26 protein-coding genes are annotated in these 24,837 nt (G+C 66.6%); 16 read left to right on the forward strand and 10 right to left on the reverse strand.

Annotated features, from left to right (window positions below; translation table 11 throughout):
* Window positions 1-7 precede the first annotated feature (7 nt).
* The 4 genes from ASD71_RS06800 to ASD71_RS27555 all read right to left on the reverse strand — a co-directional run bounded on the left by ASD71_RS06800 (window position 8) and on the right by ASD71_RS27555 (window position 4,691).
* Window positions 8-2,068: a TonB-dependent copper receptor gene (locus tag ASD71_RS06800; RefSeq protein WP_056561398.1), complete on the reverse strand. Its 2,061-nt coding sequence runs from the start codon at window positions 2,066-2,068 to the stop codon at window positions 8-10.
* Between the two features lie 179 nt (window positions 2,069-2,247).
* Complete coding sequence (locus tag ASD71_RS06805) at window positions 2,248-2,661, reverse strand: DUF2946 family protein (RefSeq protein ID WP_056566517.1); 414 nt, start codon at window positions 2,659-2,661, stop codon at window positions 2,248-2,250.
* 88 nt (window positions 2,662-2,749) lie between these two features.
* Window positions 2,750-4,153 (reverse strand): PepSY domain-containing protein, encoded by a 1,404-nt coding sequence (locus ASD71_RS06810; protein ID WP_056561399.1) that lies wholly within the window; start codon window positions 4,151-4,153, stop codon window positions 2,750-2,752.
* A gap of 73 nt (window positions 4,154-4,226) precedes the next feature.
* On the reverse strand, window positions 4,227-4,691 hold the full coding sequence (locus ASD71_RS27555) for a DUF2946 family protein (RefSeq protein ID WP_082578812.1): 465 nt from the start codon (window positions 4,689-4,691) through the stop codon (window positions 4,227-4,229).
* A gap of 284 nt (window positions 4,692-4,975) precedes the next feature.
* Between ASD71_RS27555 and ASD71_RS06820 the strand changes: the two genes are divergently transcribed.
* From ASD71_RS06820 to ASD71_RS06875, 12 genes are all read left to right on the forward strand, one after another.
* Window positions 4,976-6,151, forward strand: a complete 1,176-nt coding sequence (locus tag ASD71_RS06820; protein WP_056561402.1) for a PepSY domain-containing protein — start codon at window positions 4,976-4,978, stop codon at window positions 6,149-6,151.
* Window positions 6,148-6,687: a hypothetical protein gene (locus ASD71_RS06825; protein WP_056561404.1), complete on the forward strand. Its 540-nt coding sequence runs from the start codon at window positions 6,148-6,150 to the stop codon at window positions 6,685-6,687. The genes ASD71_RS06820 and ASD71_RS06825 overlap by 4 nt, the downstream gene beginning before the upstream one ends.
* Entirely contained in the window at window positions 6,684-7,010 is a 327-nt protein-coding gene (locus ASD71_RS06830) for a hypothetical protein (protein ID WP_056561406.1), read from the forward strand. Before ASD71_RS06825 ends, ASD71_RS06830 begins: the two co-directional genes overlap by 4 nt.
* An 18-nt stretch (window positions 7,011-7,028) precedes the next feature.
* Window positions 7,029-7,637: a DUF6162 family protein gene (locus ASD71_RS06835; protein ID WP_056561408.1), complete on the forward strand. Its 609-nt coding sequence runs from the start codon at window positions 7,029-7,031 to the stop codon at window positions 7,635-7,637.
* 43 nt (window positions 7,638-7,680) lie between these two features.
* On the forward strand, window positions 7,681-8,634 hold the full coding sequence (locus ASD71_RS06840; protein ID WP_056561410.1) for a metal ABC transporter substrate-binding protein: 954 nt from the start codon (window positions 7,681-7,683) through the stop codon (window positions 8,632-8,634).
* A complete protein-coding gene (locus tag ASD71_RS06845) occupies window positions 8,631-9,398 on the forward strand; it encodes a metal ABC transporter ATP-binding protein (protein ID WP_056561411.1) in 768 nt (255 codons plus the stop codon). The genes ASD71_RS06840 and ASD71_RS06845 overlap by 4 nt, the downstream gene beginning before the upstream one ends.
* Entirely contained in the window at window positions 9,395-10,300 is a 906-nt protein-coding gene (locus ASD71_RS06850; protein WP_056561413.1) for a metal ABC transporter permease, read from the forward strand. The genes ASD71_RS06845 and ASD71_RS06850 overlap by 4 nt, the downstream gene beginning before the upstream one ends.
* The gene (locus tag ASD71_RS06855) at window positions 10,297-11,298 is read left to right on the forward strand and encodes a metal ABC transporter solute-binding protein, Zn/Mn family (protein ID WP_056561415.1); all 1,002 of its coding nucleotides are present in this window, start codon (window positions 10,297-10,299) and stop codon (window positions 11,296-11,298) included. The genes ASD71_RS06850 and ASD71_RS06855 overlap by 4 nt, the downstream gene beginning before the upstream one ends.
* 265 nt (window positions 11,299-11,563) lie before the next feature.
* On the forward strand, window positions 11,564-11,953 hold the full coding sequence (locus tag ASD71_RS06860) for a hypothetical protein (RefSeq protein WP_199778146.1): 390 nt from the start codon (window positions 11,564-11,566) through the stop codon (window positions 11,951-11,953).
* A gap of 8 nt (window positions 11,954-11,961) precedes the next feature.
* The gene (locus ASD71_RS06865; protein ID WP_056318016.1) at window positions 11,962-12,183 is read left to right on the forward strand and encodes a hypothetical protein; all 222 of its coding nucleotides are present in this window, start codon (window positions 11,962-11,964) and stop codon (window positions 12,181-12,183) included.
* 169 nt (window positions 12,184-12,352) lie between these two features.
* Complete coding sequence (locus ASD71_RS06870) at window positions 12,353-13,822, forward strand: hypothetical protein (RefSeq protein ID WP_056561417.1); 1,470 nt, start codon at window positions 12,353-12,355, stop codon at window positions 13,820-13,822.
* 57 nt (window positions 13,823-13,879) lie between these two features.
* A complete protein-coding gene (locus ASD71_RS06875) occupies window positions 13,880-14,653 on the forward strand; it encodes a ProQ/FinO family protein (protein WP_235512034.1) in 774 nt (257 codons plus the stop codon).
* 87 nt (window positions 14,654-14,740) lie between these two features.
* Here ASD71_RS06875 and ASD71_RS06880 read toward each other — a convergent pair whose 3' ends face one another.
* Window positions 14,741-15,337: a DUF4202 domain-containing protein gene (locus tag ASD71_RS06880; protein WP_056561418.1), complete on the reverse strand. Its 597-nt coding sequence runs from the start codon at window positions 15,335-15,337 to the stop codon at window positions 14,741-14,743.
* Between the two features lie 262 nt (window positions 15,338-15,599).
* On the opposite strand from ASD71_RS06880, the gene ASD71_RS06885 reads away from it, so the two are divergent.
* Both ASD71_RS06885 and ASD71_RS06890 read left to right on the forward strand, forming a co-directional pair.
* Entirely contained in the window at window positions 15,600-16,586 is a 987-nt protein-coding gene (locus ASD71_RS06885) for a tripartite tricarboxylate transporter substrate binding protein (protein ID WP_056561419.1), read from the forward strand.
* 16 nt (window positions 16,587-16,602) lie between these two features.
* Window positions 16,603-17,352 carry a class II aldolase/adducin family protein gene (locus ASD71_RS06890; protein ID WP_056561420.1) on the forward strand — a complete coding sequence of 250 codons (750 nt, stop codon included), beginning with the start codon at window positions 16,603-16,605 and terminating at the stop codon, window positions 17,350-17,352.
* Here ASD71_RS06890 and ASD71_RS06895 read toward each other — a convergent pair.
* Window positions 17,340-19,058: a thiamine pyrophosphate-binding protein gene (locus ASD71_RS06895; protein WP_056561421.1), complete on the reverse strand. Its 1,719-nt coding sequence runs from the start codon at window positions 19,056-19,058 to the stop codon at window positions 17,340-17,342. The genes ASD71_RS06890 and ASD71_RS06895 overlap by 13 nt on opposite strands.
* A 139-nt stretch (window positions 19,059-19,197) precedes the next feature.
* Here ASD71_RS06895 and ASD71_RS06900 point away from each other — a divergent pair, with 139 nt between their 5' ends.
* The gene (locus ASD71_RS06900) at window positions 19,198-20,142 is read left to right on the forward strand and encodes a LysR family transcriptional regulator (RefSeq protein ID WP_056561422.1); all 945 of its coding nucleotides are present in this window, start codon (window positions 19,198-19,200) and stop codon (window positions 20,140-20,142) included.
* 16 nt (window positions 20,143-20,158) lie between these two features.
* Here the strand turns inward: ASD71_RS06900 and ASD71_RS06905 are convergent, their stop codons facing one another.
* The 4 genes from ASD71_RS06905 to garD form a co-directional block, all read right to left on the reverse strand.
* Window positions 20,159-20,527 carry a hypothetical protein gene (locus ASD71_RS06905; protein ID WP_056561423.1) on the reverse strand — a complete coding sequence of 123 codons (369 nt, stop codon included), beginning with the start codon at window positions 20,525-20,527 and terminating at the stop codon, window positions 20,159-20,161.
* A 106-nt stretch (window positions 20,528-20,633) separates the two neighbouring features.
* Complete coding sequence (locus ASD71_RS06910; protein WP_056561424.1) at window positions 20,634-21,611, reverse strand: tripartite tricarboxylate transporter substrate binding protein; 978 nt, start codon at window positions 21,609-21,611, stop codon at window positions 20,634-20,636.
* 71 nt (window positions 21,612-21,682) lie between these two features.
* Window positions 21,683-22,732 carry an SMP-30/gluconolactonase/LRE family protein gene (locus ASD71_RS06915; protein WP_056561425.1) on the reverse strand — a complete coding sequence of 350 codons (1,050 nt, stop codon included), beginning with the start codon at window positions 22,730-22,732 and terminating at the stop codon, window positions 21,683-21,685.
* Between the two features lie 61 nt (window positions 22,733-22,793).
* On the reverse strand, window positions 22,794-24,362 hold the full coding sequence (gene garD, locus ASD71_RS06920; protein ID WP_056561426.1) for a galactarate dehydratase: 1,569 nt from the start codon (window positions 24,360-24,362) through the stop codon (window positions 22,794-22,796).
* A gap of 244 nt (window positions 24,363-24,606) precedes the next feature.
* Between garD and ASD71_RS06925 the strand changes: the two genes are divergently transcribed.
* Window positions 24,607-24,837 (forward strand): dihydrodipicolinate synthase family protein (locus ASD71_RS06925; protein WP_200949363.1); only part of this gene is annotated, 231 nt, incomplete at its 3' end.

The raw sequence follows: 24,837 nt of genomic DNA on the forward strand, positions 1-24,837 counted from the left end.
GTTTCGGTCAGTATCGGACGCTGACCCGGGCCCAGACGCTACGCCCGGGTTCGTTAACCGCCGTCCCCGCCGAATAGCCAAAACCGGCATTTCCCGCCAGATTCAGGTGTTCGCTGTAGGTCTTGTCGAACAGGTTGTCCACCCCGAGCGACAGCCGCACCTGCTTGTTCACGACATAGCCCGTGTTTAGGGAAAAGACGCCAAAACCGGCGCTGGGGCCGAAATCCTTGCCCACGACATTGCCTTCGTTGAGCGCATAGCGCTTTTGCGGCGCCACGATGCGCCACAAGGCGCCCGCCGACCAGGTGCCGTCGTCATAGGCGGCGGTGAGCTTGGCCTCCAGCGGAGGAATCTGAGGCAGCGCGCGGCCGTCGCTTCGGTTCTGGCCCCAGGCGTAGGCCAACGTGGCGCCAAGCTTCCAGCTCGGCGACACGGCATAGGACGCGCCGAACTCCCCGCCAAAGATCCGGGCATCCACGTTCGTGGCCTGCGAGGTGGCTCCCATCATTCCGCCGGACGTGTAATTGAAAAGAATGAAGTCGTTCACGTAGCCCGCGTACCCGGAGAACCAGGCGTCCAGCGTTTCGGTTTTGTACTGGGCGCCGAAATCAAGCTGGGTGGTCTTTTCGGGCTTGACGCCCTGAAAGGCGTTGACCGATCCGGCCGGCCCGCGCTTTGGTGAGAACAGCTCCCAGTAGTCCGGGAACCGCTCGACGTGGCCCAGCCCGATGTAGAGCGTGGCGGGCAGCGAATCCAGGTCTTTCTCATAGCGCAGGAAGCCGCTGGGCAGCGTATCGTTGCGGCGCTCGCCCGCCGTGGGATTGGGCATGGCCATCATCATGTCGCTGGTGGTCTGCCGGAAATCCTTGGCGGACGCCCAATCGACGCGGGCGCCGCCGATGACGCGGCTGCCGGGCGCGGCGCGCCAGGTCAGTTCGCCAAAGACGCCCGTGTTGGAAAAATCTGCATCCTTGACCCACGGCTGGCTGCTGTAAGACACGGTGTCCGTGCCGCTGCGGGCGCGGTGGCGGCTCTGCTGGAAGTCCATCCCCGCCTCCAGGCTGGTGTCCTGCGACAGGGTCCAGGTGGTGGCAACGCGTCCGCCCCAGGTCGCGCGGTCCACATCCGAGGCCATGGCCATCGCCATGGCGCTGGACGGGTCCGGCGCGCGCAGCGTGTAGTTGTCCATGACGTGGTCGGCGTAGTTGTAATAGAGCTGCGCCTCGACCTGATTCAGCACGGACCCGAGGTTACGCTTTTCAAAACGCAGTCCAAAACTTTCCCGCTTGAACTGCGAGCCGTCCATGCCGCGGCCCGCATAACGGGCCTCGCCGTCCCCCGTCCCGGCGGTCAGTTCATACAGCGTGTCCGCATCCGGCGTGAAGCCCAGCGTGAGATCCGCATTCCATTTGTCCCAGCGCGACGGCACGGTGTTGCCGTCGCCGTCCTTGTAGTCCTGCGAATGCGAGTGGTTGGAGGTGATCCGGGTGTAGACCTTTTCGTTGCCGATGGTCAGGTCCGCCGTCTGGTCGTTGCGGCCGAACGAGCCGCCCGTCAAGCTGCCATCAAAGCGCACACCCGGCTCGTCGAACTGAGGCGTGTCGCGGTCGAAGCGGACGGTGCCAGCCGAAGCGCCCGGCCCCCACAGCACGGTCTGCGGTCCCTTGATGACAGTGAGCTGGTCGAAATTCTCGGGCGAAATATAGGAGCTGGGCGCGTCCATCCGTGACGGGCAGGCGCCGGGCATGGAGGTGCCGTTGGTCAGGATGTTCAAGCGCGAACCGAACATGCCGCGCAGCACCGGGTCGCCATTGGTGCCGCCGTTGCGGATGGCCGAAAACCCGGGAATGGTCTTGAGATAGTCGGTGCCGTCGCTGGCTGGCAGCGGCTGGCGCGGCAGCTTCGGATCGGTGGTGAAAGTCAGCGGCGCGCTGGGCGCCACGCCCATGATGACCACCGGATCGAGCGTGGCCACGCCTTCCTGGACGGGCTGCGCCCCGGCGGAAAAGCTGGCGGCCATGGCGCCGGCCAGGCAGGTCATGCGAAGGAATTGCTGTTGCTTGCACATAGGGAATCTGGACCAACTTGGAGTGTGTGTCGGGGGCCGTGCATACACGCGCCGCGGCACCCGAACCCAGGAATGGGTCCGAGCCACGAACGACGAGGCGGACAGGCGTTAACCGGCGGCGGCGCGCCCGTCAACCGTGGGCGCCGCGATGCAAACCGGTGATGCTGAGAGAAATGCCGTCAGGCGGCGGATGGCGGCGCGCGCGGCTGCTGCTGCAGGCGGGCGTGCGCGCTGGAGAAGTGAGGAACGTCGGCGGCGGGCGCCGTAACGGGCTGCGCCAGAGTGGGCAGGAACCAGGCAAGCAGCCACAGTCCGGGCAGCGTCGCGCCGCCCAGCATGGCGCAGCCGGCGACGCAGCAATGCGGCATGGCGCCGCTGTGCTGCTCCACGCCCTGTGCGGCGCCTTCGATGCCGATGGTGACAACGCGCGGCCCGCCGGCCGTGCAGATGATGGTGGTGGCGCCGGCGGCACCGGATATTCCGCCGGGACCGGGCGCGGCAAGCGCCGCGGAGGCAATCAACGCCTGAAAGACGAACAGGGCCGCCGCAAACAGCGAAACCCATCGTCTGACCGTAGTGGCGCTTCTGTACATCAAATCCCCTTGACGCCGCAGATGGTAGCGCGGATCCGGCCGCAAGCTCGGGCCGGCAACGCCCATCCGCACCGCCCGTTGACGCATATCAAGCCCGGCGGGCGGCCGCCCAGCGCACCACGTCAATCACGAGGAATACGGCCAGGCTCACGCCCATCACCGGCAGGCTCCAGCCCAGCGCCAGCGCGACTGCGGCCACGCCGATCCGTCCGGGCCAGGACAGCTCGCGCCAGGCATGGGTCAGCGTCTGCCCTGCCGCGCCCGCAGCCGGCCGGCGCAGCCACCACATCCGGTAGCCCAGTACGATCATCGCCGTCAGCGCGATGCCGATGGCCGCCATCAAGAGCTGATTGGGCCAGCCGAACAGAATGCCCATGTGCATGTCCACGCCCCAGCGGATCAGCTTGGCGATGAGCGGGAAGGTGTCGAAGTCCGCACGGCTGGTGATGGCATACGTTGCCGGGTCCACGGCAATGGTGTCGACCTGGGTAGGCCAGGAACGGTCCACCTCGCGCACCAGCCAGGCCTGGCCCGCGCCGCGCGGCGGGCGGATTTCGAGCTGGCTGCTGTCGATGCCGCCTTGGCGCGCGGCTTGCAGTACCCGGTCAAAGCCCGATGCCACATTGTCCGGCGCCGGCGCCATGGCGGCATGGTCGTGGCCGCCATGGTGATGGGCGTGCTCGCCGCCCGCCGGCATGGCGGTCATCCCGGCGCCGGGCAGTGTCAGGGATACCGCCGGCGTGATCCATCCCAACTGCGCGCGCAATTGGTCCACGCGCGCACCGGCCCAGTTGGACCACGTCAACCCGGTGGCCGAAAAAAACACCAGACCGATGCCAATCCACAACCCCAGCAGTCCATGCCAGCGCCGCGCGCGCAGGCGCGGGCTGCGTGATTCCACAGCCTTGTCGCGCGCGCGCCGGGCAAACCACAGCACCAGCCCGCCCAGCGTCGCGATCCACAGCCATGACGCCGCCAATTCGCTGTAGTTGCGCCCCAGGTCGCCCAGCATCAGGTTGCGGTGCAGGTAGTCCAGCTTGGTCCGGAAAGGCAGCGTGCCGCTGGTGCCATAGACGACCATGTCGCCCTGGATCTTCAGCGTGACGGGGTCCACAAACAGCGCACGGGCTTCGGAGTCTCCCATGCCCGGCTGCGTGAACATGACGCGGGTGGTTTCGCCCGGGCCGGGCGCGGGTCGGACCGCGAACAGGCGCGGGCCCGGTCCGATCTGGTTTTGCGCGGCCTCGACCTGCGCCGCCAACGGCTGCGCCGCGCCGGTGGAGGTGGTGCGCAACTGGTCGGCGTAGATCAGGTTCTCCAGCTGCGGCGTCAGCACGAACAACGTGCCGGTCACCGCCGCGACGAGGATGAAGGGGCCGACGAACAGGCCTATATAGAAATGCAGCCGGGTGATCAGCGCGAGGAACGCGCTGCCGCTTGCCGCCCGGGGCCGCGCGGACGCGGCGGGGCTAACCAGGGTGTCAGTGGACATGATGATCTCGAAAACAACGGACGCCGCCTGCAGCAGGCGGCAATCGTGCGCGCGGGGCGCACGGCGACGGATGTCATCCGGTGATTCGAGGCGGGGCGCGCTGTCCCAGTGGCGGGCCGGCGGCCGGCATCGGCGGCCGCGGACTGGCGGTCAACCGAGGCGTCTGCACCCACCAGCCCAGCAGCGCGGGCACCAGCGTGACGGCGGGCGGTACGAGCAGCGCCTGATGCGCGCTCAGTCCGAATGGGCACTCCTGGCCGGCGCCAACATGCTTGGAAGAATCGTGGTGCCCATGATGGTCATGGGCGGCATCGGCGTGGGCGGTGTGCGGATCGGCCAGACCCGGCATGCCAGGAAACATCCCGCCGCCCGCGGCACAGAAGCCCAAGGCCAATCGCCCCTGCTTCAGCGCCTGCACATCGGGCATGTATCCGACCGGCACGAACGCCCGAGCCGCCAGCAGAAGCAGCAGCAACAGCCGCGCGATGGCGGCGGCACAGGCTGGGCGTAAGGACGGACAGGAGGATCGGGCGTGCATGCGGGGCTTCCGGACGACGGCCGATTCCGTCGCCAAACCGGCATTTTAAACACCGGGCCGCCGATCTGGCGCCAAGGGATTGACGCCGGCGGACCTTGCGCCGCCCGACCGGAGCGCGGGCAGGTTTCAGGCGGATGGGCCCGCCCCACGCCGAATCGCGCGCGACCGCGCCGGTAATCTGGGGTAACGAAGACAATTGAGAACTATTATTGCTAGAATTCCGCCTGACGCCTCCCTTAAATGGGGACCAGGCATACCTTTTTCGTCTACCGGATAGCTTTTGAATGGCCAAGCCATCGCGCTCCAAATTATGGTTTCTCGTCCACAGTTGGCTGGCCTTGCCAATCTGGATCTTCCTTTTCTTCATCTGTGCGACCGGAACCATCGCCGTCATCAGCCAGGAAATCGTCTGGCTCATCAATCCCGCCGTTCGCGCGCAGGCGCCCGATGCCAATACGCCCCGCATGGGCTATCAGGCCCTGATGGACGCCATTGCCAAACAGGAACCCGAAGCCTCTGTGCAGCGCCTGTCCTGGCCTGAGGAATCCCAATTCGCTCTGACGGCGGCCGTCGGCTATCCGGGCGCACGTTTCACGTCCATCTACGTCAACCCGTACACCGGCCACGTGCAAGGTCCGGCCCTGAGCTTTGACCTGCGCCAGTTCATGCGCGCGCTGCACGGCTGGCTGCTCATCCCCTTCAACAACGGCTATAGCTGGGGCTGGTACCTGGTCTCGCTGCTATCGCTGCCGATGCTGCTGTCGCTGATCACCGGCCTGGTGGTCTACAAGCGGTTCTGGCGCGCCTACTTTCAGAAGCCGCGTCTGCGCGTCGGCCAGGGCGCCCGTATTTTCTGGGGCGACTTCCATCGTCTGTCGGGCCTGTGGTCCGTGTGGTTCATCCTGCTGATCTCGGTCAGCGCGATCTGGTTCCTGGCGCAGGCAATCCTGGCCGATACGGCCACCACCATTTCGACGCAGGGCGTGCCGGCTGTCGTCGCACGCGATCAGGTGCCGACGGTCGCCGCCGGCGAATCTGTCAAGCGCCTGCCGCTCGACCAGATCGTCGCCGTCGCCGAGCGCGAGCTGCCCGGCCTGGAAACGCAGCACGTGTTCTTCCCGGGCAACGCGTATGACCCGATCACCATCTCGGGCCGCGGCGCCTATCCGCTGATGTTCCAGTACGCCAAGATCAATCCGTACAACGGCACGGTCGAGGAAGTGCGCCGCCTGTCCGACCGTAACGGCCTGGAGTTCTTCACCGAATCCATGCGCCCGCTGCATACCGGCGACTTCGGCGGCTTCTGGCTGAAGCTGGTGTGGTTCCTGTTTGGCCTCCTGCTGACCATGATGTCGCTCAGCGGCCTCCTGATCTGGACCAAGCGCACCGCGCAAGCCACCGCCAAGGCCCTGCGCCCTGCCCGCGCAGACCGTACCGCCGCTCGCGAGGTGACCGAATGAGCAAGACTGCCACCCTGGACGCCACCGCGGCCAAACCCAGCTTCTGGCGCCGCTGGCGCTTCCATCTGAGCGCCCTGCTGCTCATCCTGCCCATCATTTATGTCCCGAAGTATTTCGAAAACCTCGCGTTGTCGCGCGGGTTGATGGGATTGGGCCAACGGCCTGCCGGCGACGTGCAAGTAGGACCCTGGAAGCTGCAGTTCGCCGAATGGAAGGTCGAACCGCCCCAGTCCGACCCCGCCGGCATGGTCAAGACCTTCACCATGGCCCAGTGCGCAGGCTGCAGCGACCAGATCCGCGCCGTCTACGTCCGCGTGGGTAAACCGCGCAGCCTGCGCGCCGCAGGCTCGATCTTCTTTGGCAGCCCGCACCGGGCATTTGCCACCGTGCCGATTCCGCCGCGCACCGCCCCGGACGCCGAGCTCTGGGTTACCGCCGAAGGCTGGGACGGCTCGGTGCACCAGGCAGCCTGGCCGCTGGCCTCGGCCTCCCCCGCCACCGTCGAGTGGCTGAAGAAACAAGGAGCATCGCGATGAATGCGATTTTTGCGAACAGCCTTCGCGCCGCCCTGATGGGCGCGTTGTTGACCGCCAGCGCCACCGCGTTGGCGCACAATCCCATGGCCGAATGCAAGGCCGATGGCAAGGAACAGATTCAGTGCACCGGCGGATTCTCCGACGGCAGCGGCGCCGCCGGCGTCACCATGGACGTGATCTCGTACGACGAACAGATCATCGTTCCGGGCAAGCTGGATGCGGATTCCAAGATGTCGTTCAAGCGGCCCAATGGCGAGTTCTACGTGCTCTTCGACGCGGGCCCCGGCCACGTGGTCGAGATCGATCACGTCGACATCCAGTAAGCCCCGGCCCTGCGCAGCATGCATACACAAGTCATCCGACCCGCCGGCGCCGGACATGAAACCCTGGCGGTGCTCGGCGCCTGCCTGGTCATCGTCGCGGCCGCCGCGGGTTACATCGGCCTGCGCGAAGCGCCGCCCGAGAGCGCGCCGCTCGCCGCCACACAGATCGATGCACGGCGCGACCTGACGCCCGCCGAACAAGGAATCTACGCCGACCTGCGCGTCGCCTACGAGGAAATCGGTTTCGCCCTGCAGGCCGGCGACCCCCTGCCTTCCGTCGCCGATCTTGCCGCGCAGGGACTGCCGCCTTTCGTGGCCGACAACAGCACGGCCGCGCGCGGCGGCCATGCCTGGCGGCTTCAGCGCCAGGCCGGCAAGGCGCTCTACGTGGGCCAGACGGCCGACGCCGCGCTGGCCGGCTCGTTCGTGCTACGCACCGAAGACGGCCACGCCAAAGACGGCCATGGCCATGACCATGGCGCGGACGGCCAAGCCGATGTCTGGCTGGCCCGCGATGCCGCGGCGCGCGTACCGGACGCCGCCGACGACGCCGCCCTGGCGGCCGCGGGGTGGCGCCAGGTCGTCGCCCAGTTCGACGCCGGCGTGACCCGCCAGAACAAGCCCTGATCGGGCCCCTCCCCTTCGTCTTCCGACACGAGCCTACGGATTTATGTCTGCCTTTTCGTCTTTCTCACAGCTCCTGCGCCGCTGCGCCGCGCCGATCGCCGCGCTGGCGCTGCTGGCCGGCGCGTTCACCGCGCCCGCCCACGCCGAAGAGGCCAAGCGCCTGAAGATCGGCGTGACGCTGCATCCTTATTACAGCTACGTCGCCAACATCGTCGGAGACAAGGCCGACGTCGTGCCGCTGATTCCGGTCGGCTTCAATCCGCACGCCTATGAGCCGCGCGCCGAGGACATCAAGCGCATCGGCATGCTGGACGTGGTCGTGCTCAACGGCATCGGCCACGATGACTTCGCGGACCGCATGATCGCCGCCAGCGAAAACCCCAAGATCCCGGTTATCGAAGCGAATGCGCAGGTGCCGTTGCTGGCCGCCGTGGGCATGGCCGCGCGGGGCGGCGGCGATTCCGGCAAGGTGGTGAATCCGCATACGTTCCTGTCGATCACCGCCTCGATCGCCCAGATCAACACCATTGCACGCGAACTGGGCCGAATCGACCCGGCCAACGCGCAGACTTACACCGCCAATGCGCGCGCCTATGGCCAACGTCTGCGCAAGCTGCGCGCCGACGCGCTGGGACAGCTTGCAAAAGCGCCCAACGCCGACCTGCGCGTCGCCACCATTCACGGCGCCTACGATTACCTCTTGCGTGAATTTGGCCTGGAAGTCACCGCCGTCGTGGAACCCGCGCACGGCATCGAGCCCAGCCCCGCGCAGCTCAAGGGCACCATCGAGCAATTGCGCGCGGCGGACGTCAAGGTGATCTTCTCCGAGCTGAACTTCCCGTCCGCGTACGTCGAGACGATCCAGCGCGAGACCGGCGTGAAACTGTATGCGCTGTCGCACATTTCCTACGGCGAATACAGCCCGGAGCAGTTCGAGAAGGAAATGAAGCAGAACCTGGCCACCGTGGTGCGCGCCATCGAAGAGGCCGGCGCGTGACCGCCCCCGTGACAGCCCATCCGGGCGCACTGGGTCCCACGCTGACGTTCGACCACATTTCCCTGACGCTCGGCCGCACCGACATCCTCAGCGACGTCGCCTTTACCGTCGCGGCGGGCAGCGTGCATGCGCTGGTCGGCCCCAATGGCGGCGGCAAGAGTTCGCTGGTCAAGACGCTGCTGGGCCAGATGCCGCATCGCGGCAAGCTCAGCGTGGCATGGCCGGGCGACCGGCCCGGCATCATCGGCTATATCCCGCAGGCGCTTGAATTCGATCGCGGCCTGCCCATGACCGTCAACGATTTCATGGCCGCGATGTGCCAGCGCAAACCCGCGTTCCTTGGCCTGTCGCGCGCGAAGTCGAAAGACATTGGCGAGGCGCTGGAACGCGTCGGCATGCAGGACAAACGCAACCGCCGCATGGGCGCCTTGTCGGGCGGCGAGCGCCAGCGCGTGCTGCTCGCGCAGGGACTAGTGCCCAGCCCGTCGATGGTGGTGCTGGACGAGCCGATGTCGGCGCTCGACGGAGCCGGCGTTCGCGTGTTTGAAGAACTGCTGGACAGCTGGCGCGCGCAGCGCGTGACGGTGCTGTGGATCGAACATGACCTGGAGGCCGTTGGCCGCCTGGCTGACCGCGTCACCGGCCTGAACCGCCAGGTGCTTTGCGACGGTCCGCCCGCGCAGGTACTGACGCCCGACCGCCTGCTCGCCCTCTTTTCGACCCGCCCGCGCGTTGGCAACCAGCCGCAGGAGCGCGCCGCATGAACGCCCTTTTCGACAATCTGCGCCAGCTCATCCAGAGCGCGGCGGAATCCGGCGTGCTGCCGGAATCGCTGGCCTACGGCTTCGTAATCAACGCCCTGCTTGCCGGCCTAATCATCGGGCCGGTGCTGGGCGGCTTGGGCACGCTGGTCGTGGTCAAGCGCTTCGCCTTCTTCTCGGAGGCCGTGGGCCATGCCGCGCTGACGGGCGTCGCGATCGGCATCCTGCTGGGCGAGCCCTACACCGGGCCGTACGGAAGCCTGTTCAGCTATTGCCTCATCTTCGGCATCCTGCTCAATTTCCTGAGCAACCGCACGCGCCTCACGCCTGACACGCTGATTGGCGTGTTCCTGTCGGTCTCGCTGGCGCTGGGCGCAAGCCTGCTGCTGGTGCTGTCCGGCCGCATCAACATCCACATCCTGGAAAACGTCCTGTTCGGCTCGGTGCTGACCGTCAACAGCAACGACCTGTCGGTCCTGACGTGCGTGGCGATCCTGGCGTTGGCGCTGGCGCTGCCCAACTACAACCGCCTGATGCTGGCCAGCTTCAATCCGCAGCTCGCCGCCGTGCGCGGCGTGCCCGTCAAGGCCATGGACTACCTGTTCGTGATCCTGGTGACCCTGGTCACCGTGGCCTCGGTCAAGGTGATCGGCGCCATTCTGGTCGGCGCGCTGCTGGTGATTCCGGCAGCGGCGGCACGGATGCTGGCGCAGTCGCTCAAGGGCTTTTTCACGATGTCGGTGCTGTTCGCCCTGGTCAGCACGCTGGCCGGCATCATGTTGCCCATCGAGCTGGAACTGCCGATACCTTCCGGCGCGGCCATCATCCTGGTCGCGGGTGTTCTGTTTGCGATCTCGGCCCTGGCGCGCAGCCTGGTCCCCGGTCTGAAAGGAAATGCAGCATGAGTCTGAAGTCAGGTTACGTCACCCTGCGCCGCGCCGCCCTGGCGGTGGCGATGGCATCCGCCCTGGGCGCCGCCGTCACGGCGCACGCCCAGGAAGCCGCCAAATCCGGCCGCGCCGCGCGCGCCGCGCAGCCTGAAGCCACGGCTGCGGCCCCGGCCGCCGTCACCGTGCTGGCCGCGCATCCGGTCGTATTTGCGCTGACCGACAGCCTGGCCAAAGGCAGCAGCATCCGCGTCGAACGGGCTGCGCCGGCCAACCTGCCGCCCACCCGGCTCACGTCGTATTTCAGCGGACGCGGCGGCGCTGCGCTGCAAAAGGCCGCCGCATCGGCCGACGCCGCCGTCGGCCTGCGCTCGATCTGGCCGGACGATCCGCTTTACGCCAACGCGCGCCGCACCAACATCCGCATTGTGGAAATCGACGCAGCGCGTCCGCTGGATGGCGCGCTGAACGGCATCGCCCTGCAAAGCGACACGCGGCCCGGTGGGCAGTTCGCCGCCCATCCGTGGCTGAGCATCGTCAACCTCGGCCGCATGGCCGATATCGTCGCCGCCGATCTGGGGCGCCTGTCCCCGTCCGACGAAAAGCGCATCGCCGAGAACCTGGCGCAGATCAAGCGCACGCTCGTCGAGCTGAACGCCAGCAGCCAGGCCGGATTGGCTCAGGCCGAGAACGTAGCCGTCATCAGCCTGTCCGAGCGCCTGCCTTATCTGATCGCCGAGTTCAACCTTGACCTGATCGACACGGTCGTGCGCGACGACAAGGACTGGACGCCCGAGACACTGGCGGCGCTGACCGCCAAGCTTCGCGACAACGGCGCGGCCGCCGCGCTGCTGCATCGCGAACCCACGCCCGAACTGCGCCAGGCCATCGAAGCCGGCGGCGCCAAGGCCGTCGTGCTGGCCACCGACGGGGCCGACCCCATTGCCGACCTGCAGGCCAACGCCAAATTGCTGCTGCAGGCGCTGGCGCCGGCTGCGGCCACCGCGGCCAAGTAGACCTCCACGTCCACGCGCACTCGCACACCTGCGCCGCCTGCATGGCGGCGCAGATTCCGGTGCGCGCGAGCGCTTTTCTCGCGGCGCCGCACACCTGCCCGCGCCGCGTACCGCCGCGGCCCGTCCTGAAGTCCGGTCTTGCATGACCACGCATTCAGGCATAAATTGATCGGTACCGCTTTTCGATCGGCCATCTCGATCCCCCCGCCCGAATCGCGCGCGAAGGTTGTTTTCTATCTTTTGTTCCCCCACCAGGAGCGATGCGATGCGAGTAAAACACCTGCTTGGCCCAGCGACCGTAGCCCTCTCGATGTTGTTCGGGTCGGCCGTCACGGCCGCCCCCTCGGACCCCGCCCCGATCATCACCGGCAAGCACTGGACCGATTCCGACGCCAACCTCAAGAAGGCCTATCTGCTGGGCGTGGCCAATGCGCTTGAGGTCGAACGCGCCTACCAACAACGCCGCGCCGTGCCGGACACCCAGACGCTGGTGCCCAAGTTCTCTGCGGGCCTTCAGAACCAGACGCTGGACTCCGTGCGTGAGACCATCGACCGCTGGTATGCCGCCAATCCGACCCAACTGGATCGTCCCGTCATGGAGACGATCTGGTTTGAGATCGTCGTGCCCGCCACCAAGACGAAACGCACCCCCTAGGAGCCGCCATGAAGACTATCCGCACGATAGGCCTGGCCATTGCGATGGCATCGCTGGCCGCATGCACGAATATGACCAAGGAACAGCAAGGCACCGTCACGGGTGGCTTGATGGGCGCCGCGGCCGGCGCCGGCATTGCCGCCATCGCGGGGGGCAGCGCCTGGACCGGAGCCGCCATCGGCGGTGCAGCCGGCGGTATTGCTGGCAACATCCGCGGCGCGAACCAGTAAACAGCGCCAGTAGACAACGCAATACCGGCCTGACCCGTCTCCCCCGAACGCCGGCTCGCGTGCAAACGCCAGCCGGCGTTCTTGCGTTTGGGCTGTGGCTACCCGCCGCGGCCAGAGGCTGCTACGCTGTGCGCCGCGATTCCACCCGGGCGATGCGGATGTTGCTTTCATGATGTATGTGCTGTGGTCCCTGCCGGCGCTGACCGTGATCGGCGCGATCGCGAGCGGGCGCGTCAACACGACCGTCGCGGCGCTGCTGGGGCTGTTTGCCGCCCTGCCCATCGCGTTGTTTGCCGCACCTGCACCCTTCGCCCTGGCGCAACTGGGCGTCGCCCTGGAACGCGGGCTGTGGATCGGCTGGATCATCACCCCTTACATCCTTGGCGGCTTGTTGTTCTGGCAAATGGCGGCTCAGGGCCGCACGCCCGCTGACAATCCGGACAGCCCGCCGCCTGCCCCCCTAGATCCGCGCGCGAGCCGCCGGCTGCTGTTCTTTGCCTGTTTCCTGGTCGGCCCGTTCGCCGAGGCGGCGACCGGATTCGGCGTGGGCATGCTGGGCACCGTATTGCTGATCCGCCCGCTCGGTCTGAAACCACGCGAGCTCATGGTGTTTGCGCTGCTCAGCCAGACGCTGATCCCGTGGGGCGCGATGGGCAGCGGCACGATGCTGGCCTCGGCGTACGCACGCATGCAGCCCGCGCAGCTTGCGCTGTACAGCATGGCGCCCGTGGCGCTGCTGATGGGGGTCTGGATGGCGCTTTACTGGCGCACCGCCACGCGCGCGGGGTTGACGGCTCCCGCCGCCGAGCTGGCGCGCGAAGCGGGCTGGATGGCGGCGAGCCTGGCGCTGCTGGCCGCGGCAACCGCGCTGCTGGGACCCGAAACGGCGCTGCTCGCAGCGTACGGCCCGCTGATCGTGCTGCGCTTCCTGGCGGACCGCCGCCCCGACCGCGGCCAAACATGGCAAGCCGCGCGGCGCGCCCTGCCCTACATCGCGCTCATCGCCTGGCTGGTGGCCACGCGGCTGCTGCCGGGCCTGAACCGGGGCCTTGCCAGCATGGCGGAATTCAAGCCCTATGCGGACCTGCCCGCGTGGATGCCTTTTCTGCATGCCGGAAGCTGGCTGATCGCGGGCGCCGTGGCCATGGCCGCCTGGCAGCGCCGTCCGGGCGCGCTGCGGGCGCAGGCGCGCGCAGCGTGGATGACAGGACGTCATGCCGTCATGTCCGTCTTTTTGTTCGCAATGATGGCCGAGGTGCTGGCCGGTGCAGGGATTTCCCGAGCCTACGCCGATGGATTATTCTCGAGCCTGCGCGACTGGACTATTCTGATCACGCCGCTTCTGGCCGGCACGTTCGGCATTCTGGCCAACAGCGGCAACGCGCCGAACAGCCTGTTCATGTCTTCCCAGCTATCATTAGCGCTTCAGGCCGGTCTGAACGTGCCCGCAGCCGCCGCGCTGCTGCACGTTTCGGGCACGTCAATGGGGATTTTTTCTCCGGTCCGGATGTCGATTGCGGCCGGTTTGGCACATGGACGGGGGCAGGAACGCGGCGTGTATGTTCTACTACTGCCGTTTGCCCTGGCCGCGTTCGGCATTCTGCTGTCGCTGGCGCTGCTCGTGATCCTCTCCAGGTAGCGGTTTTCACGGCAAAGCAGTTACGCTCGCCGCCTCAACCTTTTTTTTGTGTAGCACATGGGACTAGAACAATTAGCCGCGATCCGGGAATTGCTTATCAAGCAGTCGCCTGACAAGGCAGGCTCCAAGAACGAATCGCGTCCGCAAGGCACGGACAAGCCGCGCCGCCCGCAAGGCGCCGGCAAGGGTCCGCGTCCGCAAGGCGGCGACAAGGCAAAGCGCGCGCAAGGCGGCGACAAGGGCCAGCGTGCGCCGCGTCCCGAAAAGCGCGAGACGCCGGTCGATCCCGTGGTCGTCGCCATTTCGCGCCTGCAACGTCACTTTCCCAAGGCGTTCCCCAAGAACCCCGCCCCCAAGGTGCCCCTCAAGCTGGGCGTGCTGGCGGACCTGGTGCAGCACGCCGAGCAACTGCAGCTCGACGAGGCGCAGATCAAGGAAGCCGTCAAGACGTGGTGCGATGGCCGCCGCTATTGGGCCAGCATGGTCGAGGACGCGCCGCGCGTGGACCTGAACGGCGAACCCGCCGGCGCCGTGACCGCCAACGAAGCGCGTCACGCCAAGCGCATGGCGTCGCGCAATGCGTCCCGCAATGCCGCGCGCGCACGGGCCGAGAAAAAGGCGCAGACGGCTGCCGAACAAACGCCCGCGCCGGCTGGTGACGCCGCGTCCGACACGCAACCTGCCGACGCGACGTCCGCAGACGTGAAAGCGGTGGATGTGAAGGCCGCGGATGTGAAAGCCGCGGATGTGAAGACGGAAGGTGCAACGCCCGCAGACGTCACGCCTGCCGACGTCAAGCCGGAAGACGTCAAGCCCCAAGCGTCCGAATAAGCCCGCGCTGAGCAATTCAGGCCTGCGCCCGGCCGGGATAACGTTTCCCGGCCGGGCGCAGGCCTTTCTGCATGGACGCAGCAGTATCTAGCCTGCCGGCTCCAGCGCCGCCAGCGCCTGCTTGATGTAGCCCATGCCCCGATCCGAATAGGTCAGCGTCATGGCCTGCTGATGGCCCGAGCCGTCCATCTTCAACAAGGACTTGCGCAGGATCTCGACGATCTTGTCTTCGTGGGCAGGATAGAAGGCTTCGTACTGGTATTGCAGAAACACCAGGCAAAGCGCGTTTTCCATCACCTGCACATCCGGATCCTGCTTGATCCCCTGCTTCATCAAAATCGCCGCCACGCGCTCGCCGTCCGCTTGCGGGTAGCCCGTCTCCTTCATGATCGCTTGCGCAATGCCGGCGTGATGCCGCGCCAGCGCCTTGCGCCACGTGAGATAGCCGATGCGCCCTTCCGGATAGCTGGCGCGCGCGATCTCCCAGCGGCCGATGTGCTGGCATCGGGACGCCAGGATCAGCGGCTCGGACGCATCGGGCGCCAGCTTCATGACCCATTCGTGCAACTTGCGTGCAAGAAACAGCTCCTGCGGACAGGATTCGCCTTCCCAGGTAAACGTGTTGGAGTCGGCGGCGTTGTAGTCGTCGAAACGGCGCAAGGTCTGCTGCAGGCGGTCGTTCATGGGGTGGCGTCTTCGGAAAGACCGGCGCGCGTGGGCCGGTGCGGAAATTGACAGGCGGAAAGGAAGTCATCATACCTGCGGCATCCGGCGCCGTGCATCGTCTATGCCGTTTCGCGCTATCTGCTTGGCCCGCGGTGTCATTGAACCCGCCCCTGCGGTGTGCGACCGTAAAAGGCGTCGGAGCGGTCGAGGAGCCGGGCCCGATGCGGGCCGGCGCCAGCGCTCTCCCGCCATTCAACAACAAAGACTGGAGAGACGACGGATGCGACACGCAAGAATACTGGCCGTCACGCTGGCTGCCACGCTATGGGCGGCGGGCAGCGCCGCGCAAGCCCAGGACGAGCCCTACCCCGCCAAGCCGGTGACCATCCTGGTGGGCTTTCCGCCGGGTACGGCGACCGACACGGTGGCGCGGTTGCTGGGCGAACGGCTGGCGCAGCGCATGGGCCAACAATTCATCGTGGAGAACAAGCCGGGTGCGGGCGGCTCCATCGCGGCGGGCCTGGGTGCGCGCGCCAAACCCGACGGTTACACGCTGATGATCGGCGCGTCCGCGCCGCAGGCGATCAATCCGCACGTGTACCCCAACCTGAACTACGACGCGCGCAAGGACTTTGCGCCTATCGGATTGATCACCTGGCTGCCTTACCTGTTCGTCGTCAGCGCCGACAACCCGGCGCGCAATCTGACCGACTTCCTGACCGCCGTGAAGGCCAAGCCGGGGCAATACACCTACGGCACCACCGGCGTTGGCACGACAAGCCACCTGGCGACGTCCGTGCTGCTGTCCAAGGCAGGCGCGACGATGGTCCATGTGCCGTACAAGGGCAGCAGCCAGGCGCAGACGGACATCGTGGGCGGGCGTACCTACGCGACGTTCGACACGATGGTGTCGTCGCTGTCCATGGTGAAGGCGGGCCGCTTGAAGGCGCTGGCCGTCAGCACGCCGGAGCGCGTGCCCACGCTGCCCGACGTGCCCACCGTCGCGGAGCAAGGCTTTCCGGGCTTTGACATGGGCGCGTGGCTGGGGCTGATTGCGCCGGCCGGCATACCGCCCGCCATCCAGGAAAAGCTGGCCCGCGAAATGAACGCCGTGCTGGCCGATGCCGCCGTGCGCGACAAGCTCGCGGACCTGGGCGCGCAGGTCCGCACCACCGAATCGCCGGCGCGGTTCGGCACGATGATGAAATCCGAGTACGAATCGTGGGGCAATGTGGTCCGCGAATTCAACGTGAAAGGCACGGATTGACAAGGAAACGGCAACCATGAACACAAAAGCGGAAATGAGCAGCCAGGAATGGGACACGCGCGTCCAATTGGCCGCGTGCTACCGGCTGGTGGCGCACTTTGGCATGAGCGACCTGATCTACAACCACATCACCGCCCGCATCCCGGACACCGACGATCATCTGCTCATCAACCCCTACGGCATGATGTATGACGAGATCACCGCTTCCAGCCTCGTCAAGATCGATCTGGCCGGCAACATTCTCGATCAGCCTTCCGGCTACGGCATCAACGCCGCAGGCTACGTGATCCACAGTGCGGTGCACGGGGCGCGGCACGATGTGGCGTGTGTCATCCATACGCACACTCGGGCAGGCATGGCCGTGTCGGCGCTGCAATGCGGTCTGCTGCCGCTGACGCAGACTGCGATGCGGTTTGCGAAGATTCCGTATCACGACTACGAAAGCGTCGCCATCGACCTGGACGAGCGCGGGCGCCTGGTCGCGGACCTGGGATCGTCCGATGCGATGATCCTGCGCAACCATGGGCTGCTGGCGGCAGGCCCGTCTATCGCACAGGCGTTCAATACGCTCTATTGGCTGGAGATGGCCTGCAAGGCGCAGGTCGACGCCCTGAGCTCGGGACGTGAGCTTTGCCTGCCGCCGCCCGAGGTCATCGAAAAGACGTGGCTGCTGTACCAGCCCGGCACCCGCCGGCCTTTTGGCGACCTGGAATGGCCCGCCATGCTGCGCCTGATGGACCGCAAGGACCCGGGCTACAAGGATTGATGCCCGCTGCGCGGCGCAAGGTCGACGCCTGCCGCGTGGCTCACGCCGGCGGGCAGGATGGCGCCCAGGCTGCTGCGCACTTCCAGCAGGTACGGCGCGTCCGATGCCAGGCCGCGTGCGATGGCGTCATGCAGTTGATCGGCGCGCGTCAGGTATTCGGACTGGATGCCGAAGGCGCGCGACATCATCGTGAAGTCGGGGCTGGCGAGATCGGTGCCCACGTACCGCCCGGGATACGTGCGCGCCTGGTGCAGCCGGATCGAGCCGTAGCAGTTGTTGTTGGCGACGATGAACAGGATGGGCAGCCCGCGCTCGGCCGCCGCGGCCATTTCGTTGCCGGTCATCGTGAAGCCGCCGTCTCCCGCCATGCAGACGACCCGGCGCTTGGGATCGCGCAACTGCGCGGCAACGGCCGCCGGCGTCCCGTAGCCCATCGCGCCGGATTGCGAGGCCAGCAGCCGTTGCGGATAAACGAACGGGAAATGCCGGTACACCGGCGCGGCAAAGGTGCCGGCATCCAGGCATATCGCCACGTCCGCGGGCGCCTGCGCCGCCAGCGCCTGGACCACTTGGAAGAAAGGAATGCGGTCGTCTACGGCGCGCCCCGCCGCGTCTGGCCATGCCGCCATCCGTTCCCGAATCGCGCGCAGCGTGGCTGCCCAGTCGTCGCGCGCCAACCCTTCGCCCGTGGCCGGCAGTTCGGCGAGCGCCGCCGCCGTGGCCGTGGGATCTGCCACCCATCCCACATCGGCCGCGAAATGCTGATTCACGATGTGCGGATCCGGATAGCAGTGCACCAGCGTCTGTCGCGGCCGCGGATGCGCGGGAAATGTGTAGCCCTGCGTCGTGATGTCGCCCAGCCGTGTGCCCAGCGCCAGGATCAGGTCGCTCGCATCCAGCGCCGCCACCTGCGCGGCTGGCGTCGACAGATCGAGGTCGCCCGCATACAGCGGATGCGTGTTGGGAAACAGGTCGTGCTGGCGGAACGAGACTGCCACCGGAATGGCGTGACGCTCCGCCAGACGCATCAGCGCTTCGCGGCCGCCCGGACGGTTGAATCCGCCACCCGCGATGATCAGCGGCTTGTGTGCGCGGGACAGCAGCGTGTGGACATGCGCCAGCCCATCCGGCGCGGGTTGTGAAGGGACTTCAGGCGTTGCTATCCAGTCGTGTTGGTCCACCAACGCCTGTTGCACGTCTTCGGGCACCACCATCACCACCGGCCCGGGCGTGCCGGCCATCGCAACCCGCACGGCCTTGAACGCGGCAACCGCCAGTTCCTCGGGCGTGGTCACCTCGACCACCCACTTGGCCATGGAACCGAACATCTTTTGATAGTCGATTTCCTGGAACGCTTCCTTGCGCACGTCTTTTTTCGGCACCTGGCCGATCAAGAGGATCATCGGCACGGCGTCCTGCTGCGCCGCATGCACGCCGATCGCGGCATTGGCGGCGCCCGGTCCGCGCGACACCATCACCACGCCGGGGCGCCCCGTCACACGCGCATCGGCGCAGGCCATGAACGCCGCGCCGCCTTCGTGGCGGCACGTCACCACGTCGATGCCGGGAAAATCATGCAGCGCGTCCAGGACGCCCAGATAGCTTTCGCCGGGAACCACAAACACGCGGTCGATGGCATTGGCGGCCAACACCTGGATCAACGCGTGGGCGGAAGTGTTCGGTGTTGCGGATGCGGATGCGGACATAAGCTTGGGCCCCGGCAGGAAAAGGTCCAGGGCATTCTAGATTGGCATCCCCGGGCCAACTAGGCATACTCTGGCAACCAGATATACAAGAATGAGACAGCGGCGCCTGCAGCAGCATGGCCGCCGTGCTCCGGAGACGATGGACCTACGCAAGATCGAAAATCTGATCCACGTCGCGGATCTGGGCAGCTTTTCCCGGGCGGCATCGGTGCTCGGCATTGCTCAGTCGGCGCTCGGCAGGCAGGTGCGCAAGCTGGAAGACGAATGTGGCTGCGCCCTGCTCTACCGCAACGGGCGCGGCGTGTCGCTGACGCCCGACGGCGAAAAGCTGCTGGACCGGCTGCGTCCGCTCATGCGGCAGATGGATCACGTGGTAACCGAGTTCCATAACGATCAGAAATCGCCGTCAGGCCAGGTCATGCTTGGGCTCACGCCCACGCTCTGTCACATGGTGGGCATGCGGCTTGTCGCCGAGATCTGGCGCCGGCACCCTCGGATTCAACTCAACGTCATCACGGGCTATAGCGGCTACGTGCATGAATGGCTGACCAATGCCCGCGTGGACATTGCCGTGCTGCACGACGCGCGGCGGTCGCAGCACATCGCGGTGTCGCCCCTGGCCGAACTGGATCTTGCGCTGGTGTCTCCGCCGCAAGGTCTGTCGCCCGCCGCGCGTGCGATGCCGGCCATCCCGTTCACAGCGCTGCGCGATCTGCCGCTGGCGCTGCCCACGCGCAATCACGGCCTGCGCCGCACGCTGGAACAGGCGGCCACGCAGGCCGACATGCCGCTCAACGTCGTCTTCGAAATGGACGCGCTGGAGCTGATGAAGGACATCGTCGTCGAAGGCCTGGCGCACACTGTGCTGGCCCTGCCCGCCGTGATGAATGAAGTCGCGTCGGGCAAGCTGATCGCCCGCCGGATCGTCGACCCGGGCCTGTCCACTCGCCTCATGGTGGCGACGGCATCGAGCCGTCCGTTGACGCAGGCCGTCAAGCTCGTCCAGGCGACGCTGCGCGAGGTGCTGGCCGGCATGACGCAGGCCGAGCCCTACCGGAATAGTCTGCGCATGTGCGACGAATAACGCCCGAGCCCCACACTTATCGCGGCAAGGCGGGCGCCGGCGTCAGCGGGCCCACGGGCGCCTGGCCCGGCCGGGGCGGCATCGGCGGCAGCCATGTCCGGGTGGGCGCCTTCAGCCCAGGCTGATCCTGCGGCCGCGCGGGCGTTGACGCAGGCGGCGGATAGCGGGAGCCCGGGCATGACGTGCCGAGGCAATCCCGATTGATCTTGCCCGGGTCCACGATGCGCGGGCAGTCGGTGCCCAGGCATGTATCCGGCACGACGCGGGCGGATGCGGGCGGCGATGGCACTGTCGGAGGCGGATCGCGCGCCAGCGCTGGCGCGCTTGCCAGGGTGGATAACGCGCCCAATGCCGCCAACACCAACGCCGCGAACGAGGATTTCATTGATGGTGCTCCACGGGAATCGCTCCAGGCCGAAGCCTGGATGCCATTCCAGTGTGCTCCCGATCCCCCGCCCCTAGCAAGGCGGAGAATCGGTGGCCAAACCCGATCAGTCCAGGCGGATGTCGGTGCTGGCCACGACCTTGGCCCAGCGTGCGCGCTCGCTGCTGAAGAACTGCGCAAGCTCGGCCGGGCTCTTGGTGACGATCTCGGCGCCCTGCTCGTTCAACTGCGCCGTGACGTCCGGCTGCGTGACGATCTGCGCCATCAGCGCCTGCAGCTGGGCCGCCACGGGGTCGGTCATGTTGGACGGAGCCATCACGCCTTGCCACGTGCCGGATTCAAAGCCCTTCACGCCTTGCTCGGAGATGGTGGGGATGTCCGGCACCAGCTTCATGCGCTCGCTCTTGGAAATCGCGATCGCGCGCAGCTTGCCGGACTTGATGTGCGGCAGCGTGGCCAGCAGGCCGTTCATGATGATCTGCGTCTGGCCGCCGATGGTGTCGGTGACCGCCTGCGAACCGCCCTTGTACGGCACGTATTCCCATTGCGCGCCGGTGGCCTGCTGAACCGCGACAGCCGCCAGGTGGGGCGCGCTGCCGATGGCGGTGACGGCAAAGTTGATGCGTTCTTTCTTGGACAGCTCGACCAGATCCTGCACGGTCTTGGCCTTCACGTCGGGATGCACGGCCAGCACGTGCGGCGAGTACGCCAGCATGCCCACGGCGCGCAGGTCCTTGGACGGATCAAAGGTCAGCTTGGTGTAGACGGACGGGCTGATCGCCAGCGCGCCCACGTCGCACAGAAGGACCGTGTGGCCTTCCTGCGCCGACTGCACCACCAGGCCGGCGCCCAGGTTGCCATTGGCGCCAGGTTTGTTCTCGACGACGACGGTCTGCTTGAGCACTTCGGCCAGGCGGGGCGCCAGGATGCGCGCGATGATGTCCGACGAGCCGCCGGGCGGGTAAGGCACGACAATGCGCACGGGCCGCGTCGGCCATTGCGCCGATTGGGCCCATGCCGGCACCAGGGGCGTCAGGCAAAGCGCCGCGGCGCTGCCCAGAAACTGTCTCTTGCTCGGGTTCATGCTGTCTCCACACTGTTTGGTATGTGTGTTGAAGTGTCCCGCGGCCTGGTGAGGCCGCGGTGGGGATGTGCCTATGCCGCGCCGCGGGTCTCCACGTACAGGGCATAGAGCGAATGGCTGCTCGCCATGAATAGGCGGTTGCGCTTGGCGCCGCCGAAGCAAAGATTGGCGCAGCGTTCCGGCAGCCGGATGTGGCCAATCGCCTTGCCGGCGGGATTGAAGACCATCACGCCGTCCAGATCCTCGGATTTGGCGTCGGGCGATCCGTTGCTGCCCCAGCCGCACCACAGGTTGCCGGCCTCGTCGCACTTGATGCCGTCGATGGCGCCGGGTCCCTGCGCGTCGACGTGCACGCGCTTGTTCGACAGCGCGCCTTCCGCGCTCACGTCGAAGGCCCAGATCACGCGGTTGGGCTGGTGGCGCGACTCGACGATGTACAGCACTTTCTCGTCTGGCGAAAAGCACAGGCCGTTGGGGCCGGCCAGATCGGCAAGCGCCAGCGTCACGCGGCCGTTGGCGGGATCGATGCGATAGACGGAATGCGGCAGCTCTGGCGTGGCCTTGTCGCCTTCCCAGTGTCCGCCGATGCCGAAAGGCGGATCGGTGAACCAGATGGCGCCGTTGCGCTGGCAGACGATGTCGTTGGGCGAATTGAAGCGTTTGCCATCGAAGCGGTCGGCCAGGACGGTGATGCTGCCGTCGTACTCCGTCCGGGTGACGCGGCGGGTCAGGTGTTCGCAGGCCAGCAGACGGCCCTGGCGGTCGCGCGCAAGCCCGTTGCTGAAGTTGGACGGCTGTCGGAACACGCTGATCTGACCGGTGGTCTCGTCCCAGCGCAGGATTCGGTCGTTGGGAATATCCGACACCAGCAGGTAGCGGCCATCACCAAACCAGACCGGGCCTTCCAGCCAGCGGAAGCCGGTAGCCAGTTGCTCCACGCTGCTGCTGTAGATGCGGAACTTGGCGAATTCCGGGTCCAGAATCCGGACCGAGGGATCCGGGTAGCGCTGCTGCGGGGTGAAGCTGAAAGACTGCGCGTGCACGAGACTGGCGGGGGCCAGAGCAAGCGCGGCGCCCAGCAGCCGGCGCCGGCCGGCCTGGACTTGCGGGTCAATTTCCATCGGCTGTCTCCTCTCGGTGGTTTTATTCTGCGATGGCGCTACGGACGGATTGGGTCCCCGATCAGGTCACGGGGCCCGGGTTGAACAGCGCCAGAGCGTTGTGCAGCTTGAGCTTTTCCGCACAGGTCTGCTTCTTGCCGCTGGCGACGTCCAGCATCATCTGAAAGAGCTGCCAGCCCACTTCCTCGATCGAGGCCTGGCCGGTGGCGATGACGCCGGCATCCACGTCCATCAGGTCGTGCCAGCGGCGCGCCAGCGCCGAGCGCGTGGCGACCTTGATGACCGGCACCTGCGCCAGCCCGTAGGGCGTGCCGCGGCCGGTGGTGAAGATGTGCAGGTTCATGCCGGCGGCCAGTTGCAGCGTGCCGCAGATGAAGTCGCTGGCGGGCGTGGCCGCAAAGATCAGGCCCTTGCGCGTCAGGCGGTCGCCGGGCGACAGCACGCCATGGATCGGCGACGAACCCGACTTGACGATCGACCCCATGGCCTTTTCGACGATGTTCGACAGGCCGCCCTTCTTGTTGCCGGGGCTGGTGTTGGCGCTGCGATCGGCCATGCCGCGCTGCAGATACGCGTCGTACCAGGCCATTTCGCGGATCAGCGCGTCGGCGACTTCAGGCGTTTCGGCGCGGGCAGTCAGCTGGTCGATGCCGTCGCGCACCTCGGTGTTCTCGGAAAACATCACCGTGCCGCCAGCGCGCACCAGCAGGTCGGTGGCAAAGCCCACGGCGGGGTTGGCCGTCACACCGGAAAACGCATCGCTGCCGCCGCACTGCACACCGACGGTCAGGTCCGACACCGGGCAGGTTTCGCGTTGACGGGCATTGAGCTTCTGCAGGTGGCGCTCGGCCGTGCGCATGATGAGCTGGATCATCGAATCGAAGCCGATGTTCTCTTCGTCCTGCAGCACGATCGTCTCCACGCCGTTGCCGCCCATGCCTTCGCCGGCGCGGATCGGAATGGCGGTGGGCGCCAGCAGGCGTTCAGGCTGCAGCTTTTCACAGCCCAGGCTGACCACCATGGACGTGCCGCCGAAATTCGGGTTGCGGGCGATGTTGTGCAGTGTGCGGATCGGAATCGCTGCGCCCGGCGCGTCGATGGCCACGCCGCAGCCGTAGGTGTGCTCGATGCCCACCACGTCGTCCACGTTGGGATACAGCGGCAGCAGTTCGCGGCGGATGCGCGCCACCGCATGTTCGACCACGCCCTGCACGCACTGCACGGTGGTGCTGATGGCAAGAATGTTGCGCGTGCCGACGGTGCCGTCCGCGTTGCGATAGCCCTGGAAGGTGTAGCCCTCGAGCGGCGGCAGCGGCGCAATCCGCGTGGAGACCGGCAGGTCTTCCAGCGTGCGGGCCGTTGGCATGGTGGTGACGCGCTCGTTGATCCAGCTGCCGCGCGGCAGGGCCTTGGCGGCGTAACCGACCACCACGTTGTAGCGCCTGACTTCGTCACCCTCGGCCAGATCGGTCAGCGCCACCTTGTGCCCTTGCGGCACGGCGTCAACCAATTGAAGCCCGTCGGGCAGAACGGTTCCCGCAGGCAATCCGCCGTCGTTCGCCACGATGGCGACGTTGTCGTCGGGATGAATCTTGATGAGGACCGGGGCCTGCTCGACTGCAACCTGCATGATGAATCCTTTAGCCTGATGGATGCCCCGCTGCGGGCACCGTACGTTATCGTACAACCAAGAGAATATCGCTGAAAGGCATCAGAAAGGAATTTCGGGTTTCCCCTTGTAAATGCCGCGCCCCATGGGGACACGCCTTGAATCCGGCAATTTGATGTTGTACGATGACTCACCTTTTACCACCGCATCCCGTTCGCAAGCACCAACCTTTCGCCTGCGACGGCCATTTAGGGATGAGCGCAACATGACGACTCCGCAAGAACTCAAGGCCATTGTTTCGGAAGGCCTGCTGTCCTTCCCCGTGACCGACTTCGACCAGAACGGCGACTTCAACGCCAAGAGCTATGCGGCTCGTCTGGAATGGCTGGCTCCCTACGGCGCCACCGCCCTGTTCGCCGCCGGCGGCACCGGTGAATTCTTCTCGCTGGCCCCCGAGGAATACTCCGACGTCATCCGCACCGCCGTGCAAACCTGC

Origin of the sequence: Achromobacter sp. Root565, assembly GCF_001427425.1 — a bacterium.
GTDB classification, from domain to species: Bacteria; Pseudomonadota; Gammaproteobacteria; order Burkholderiales; family Burkholderiaceae_B; genus Achromobacter; species Achromobacter spanius_D.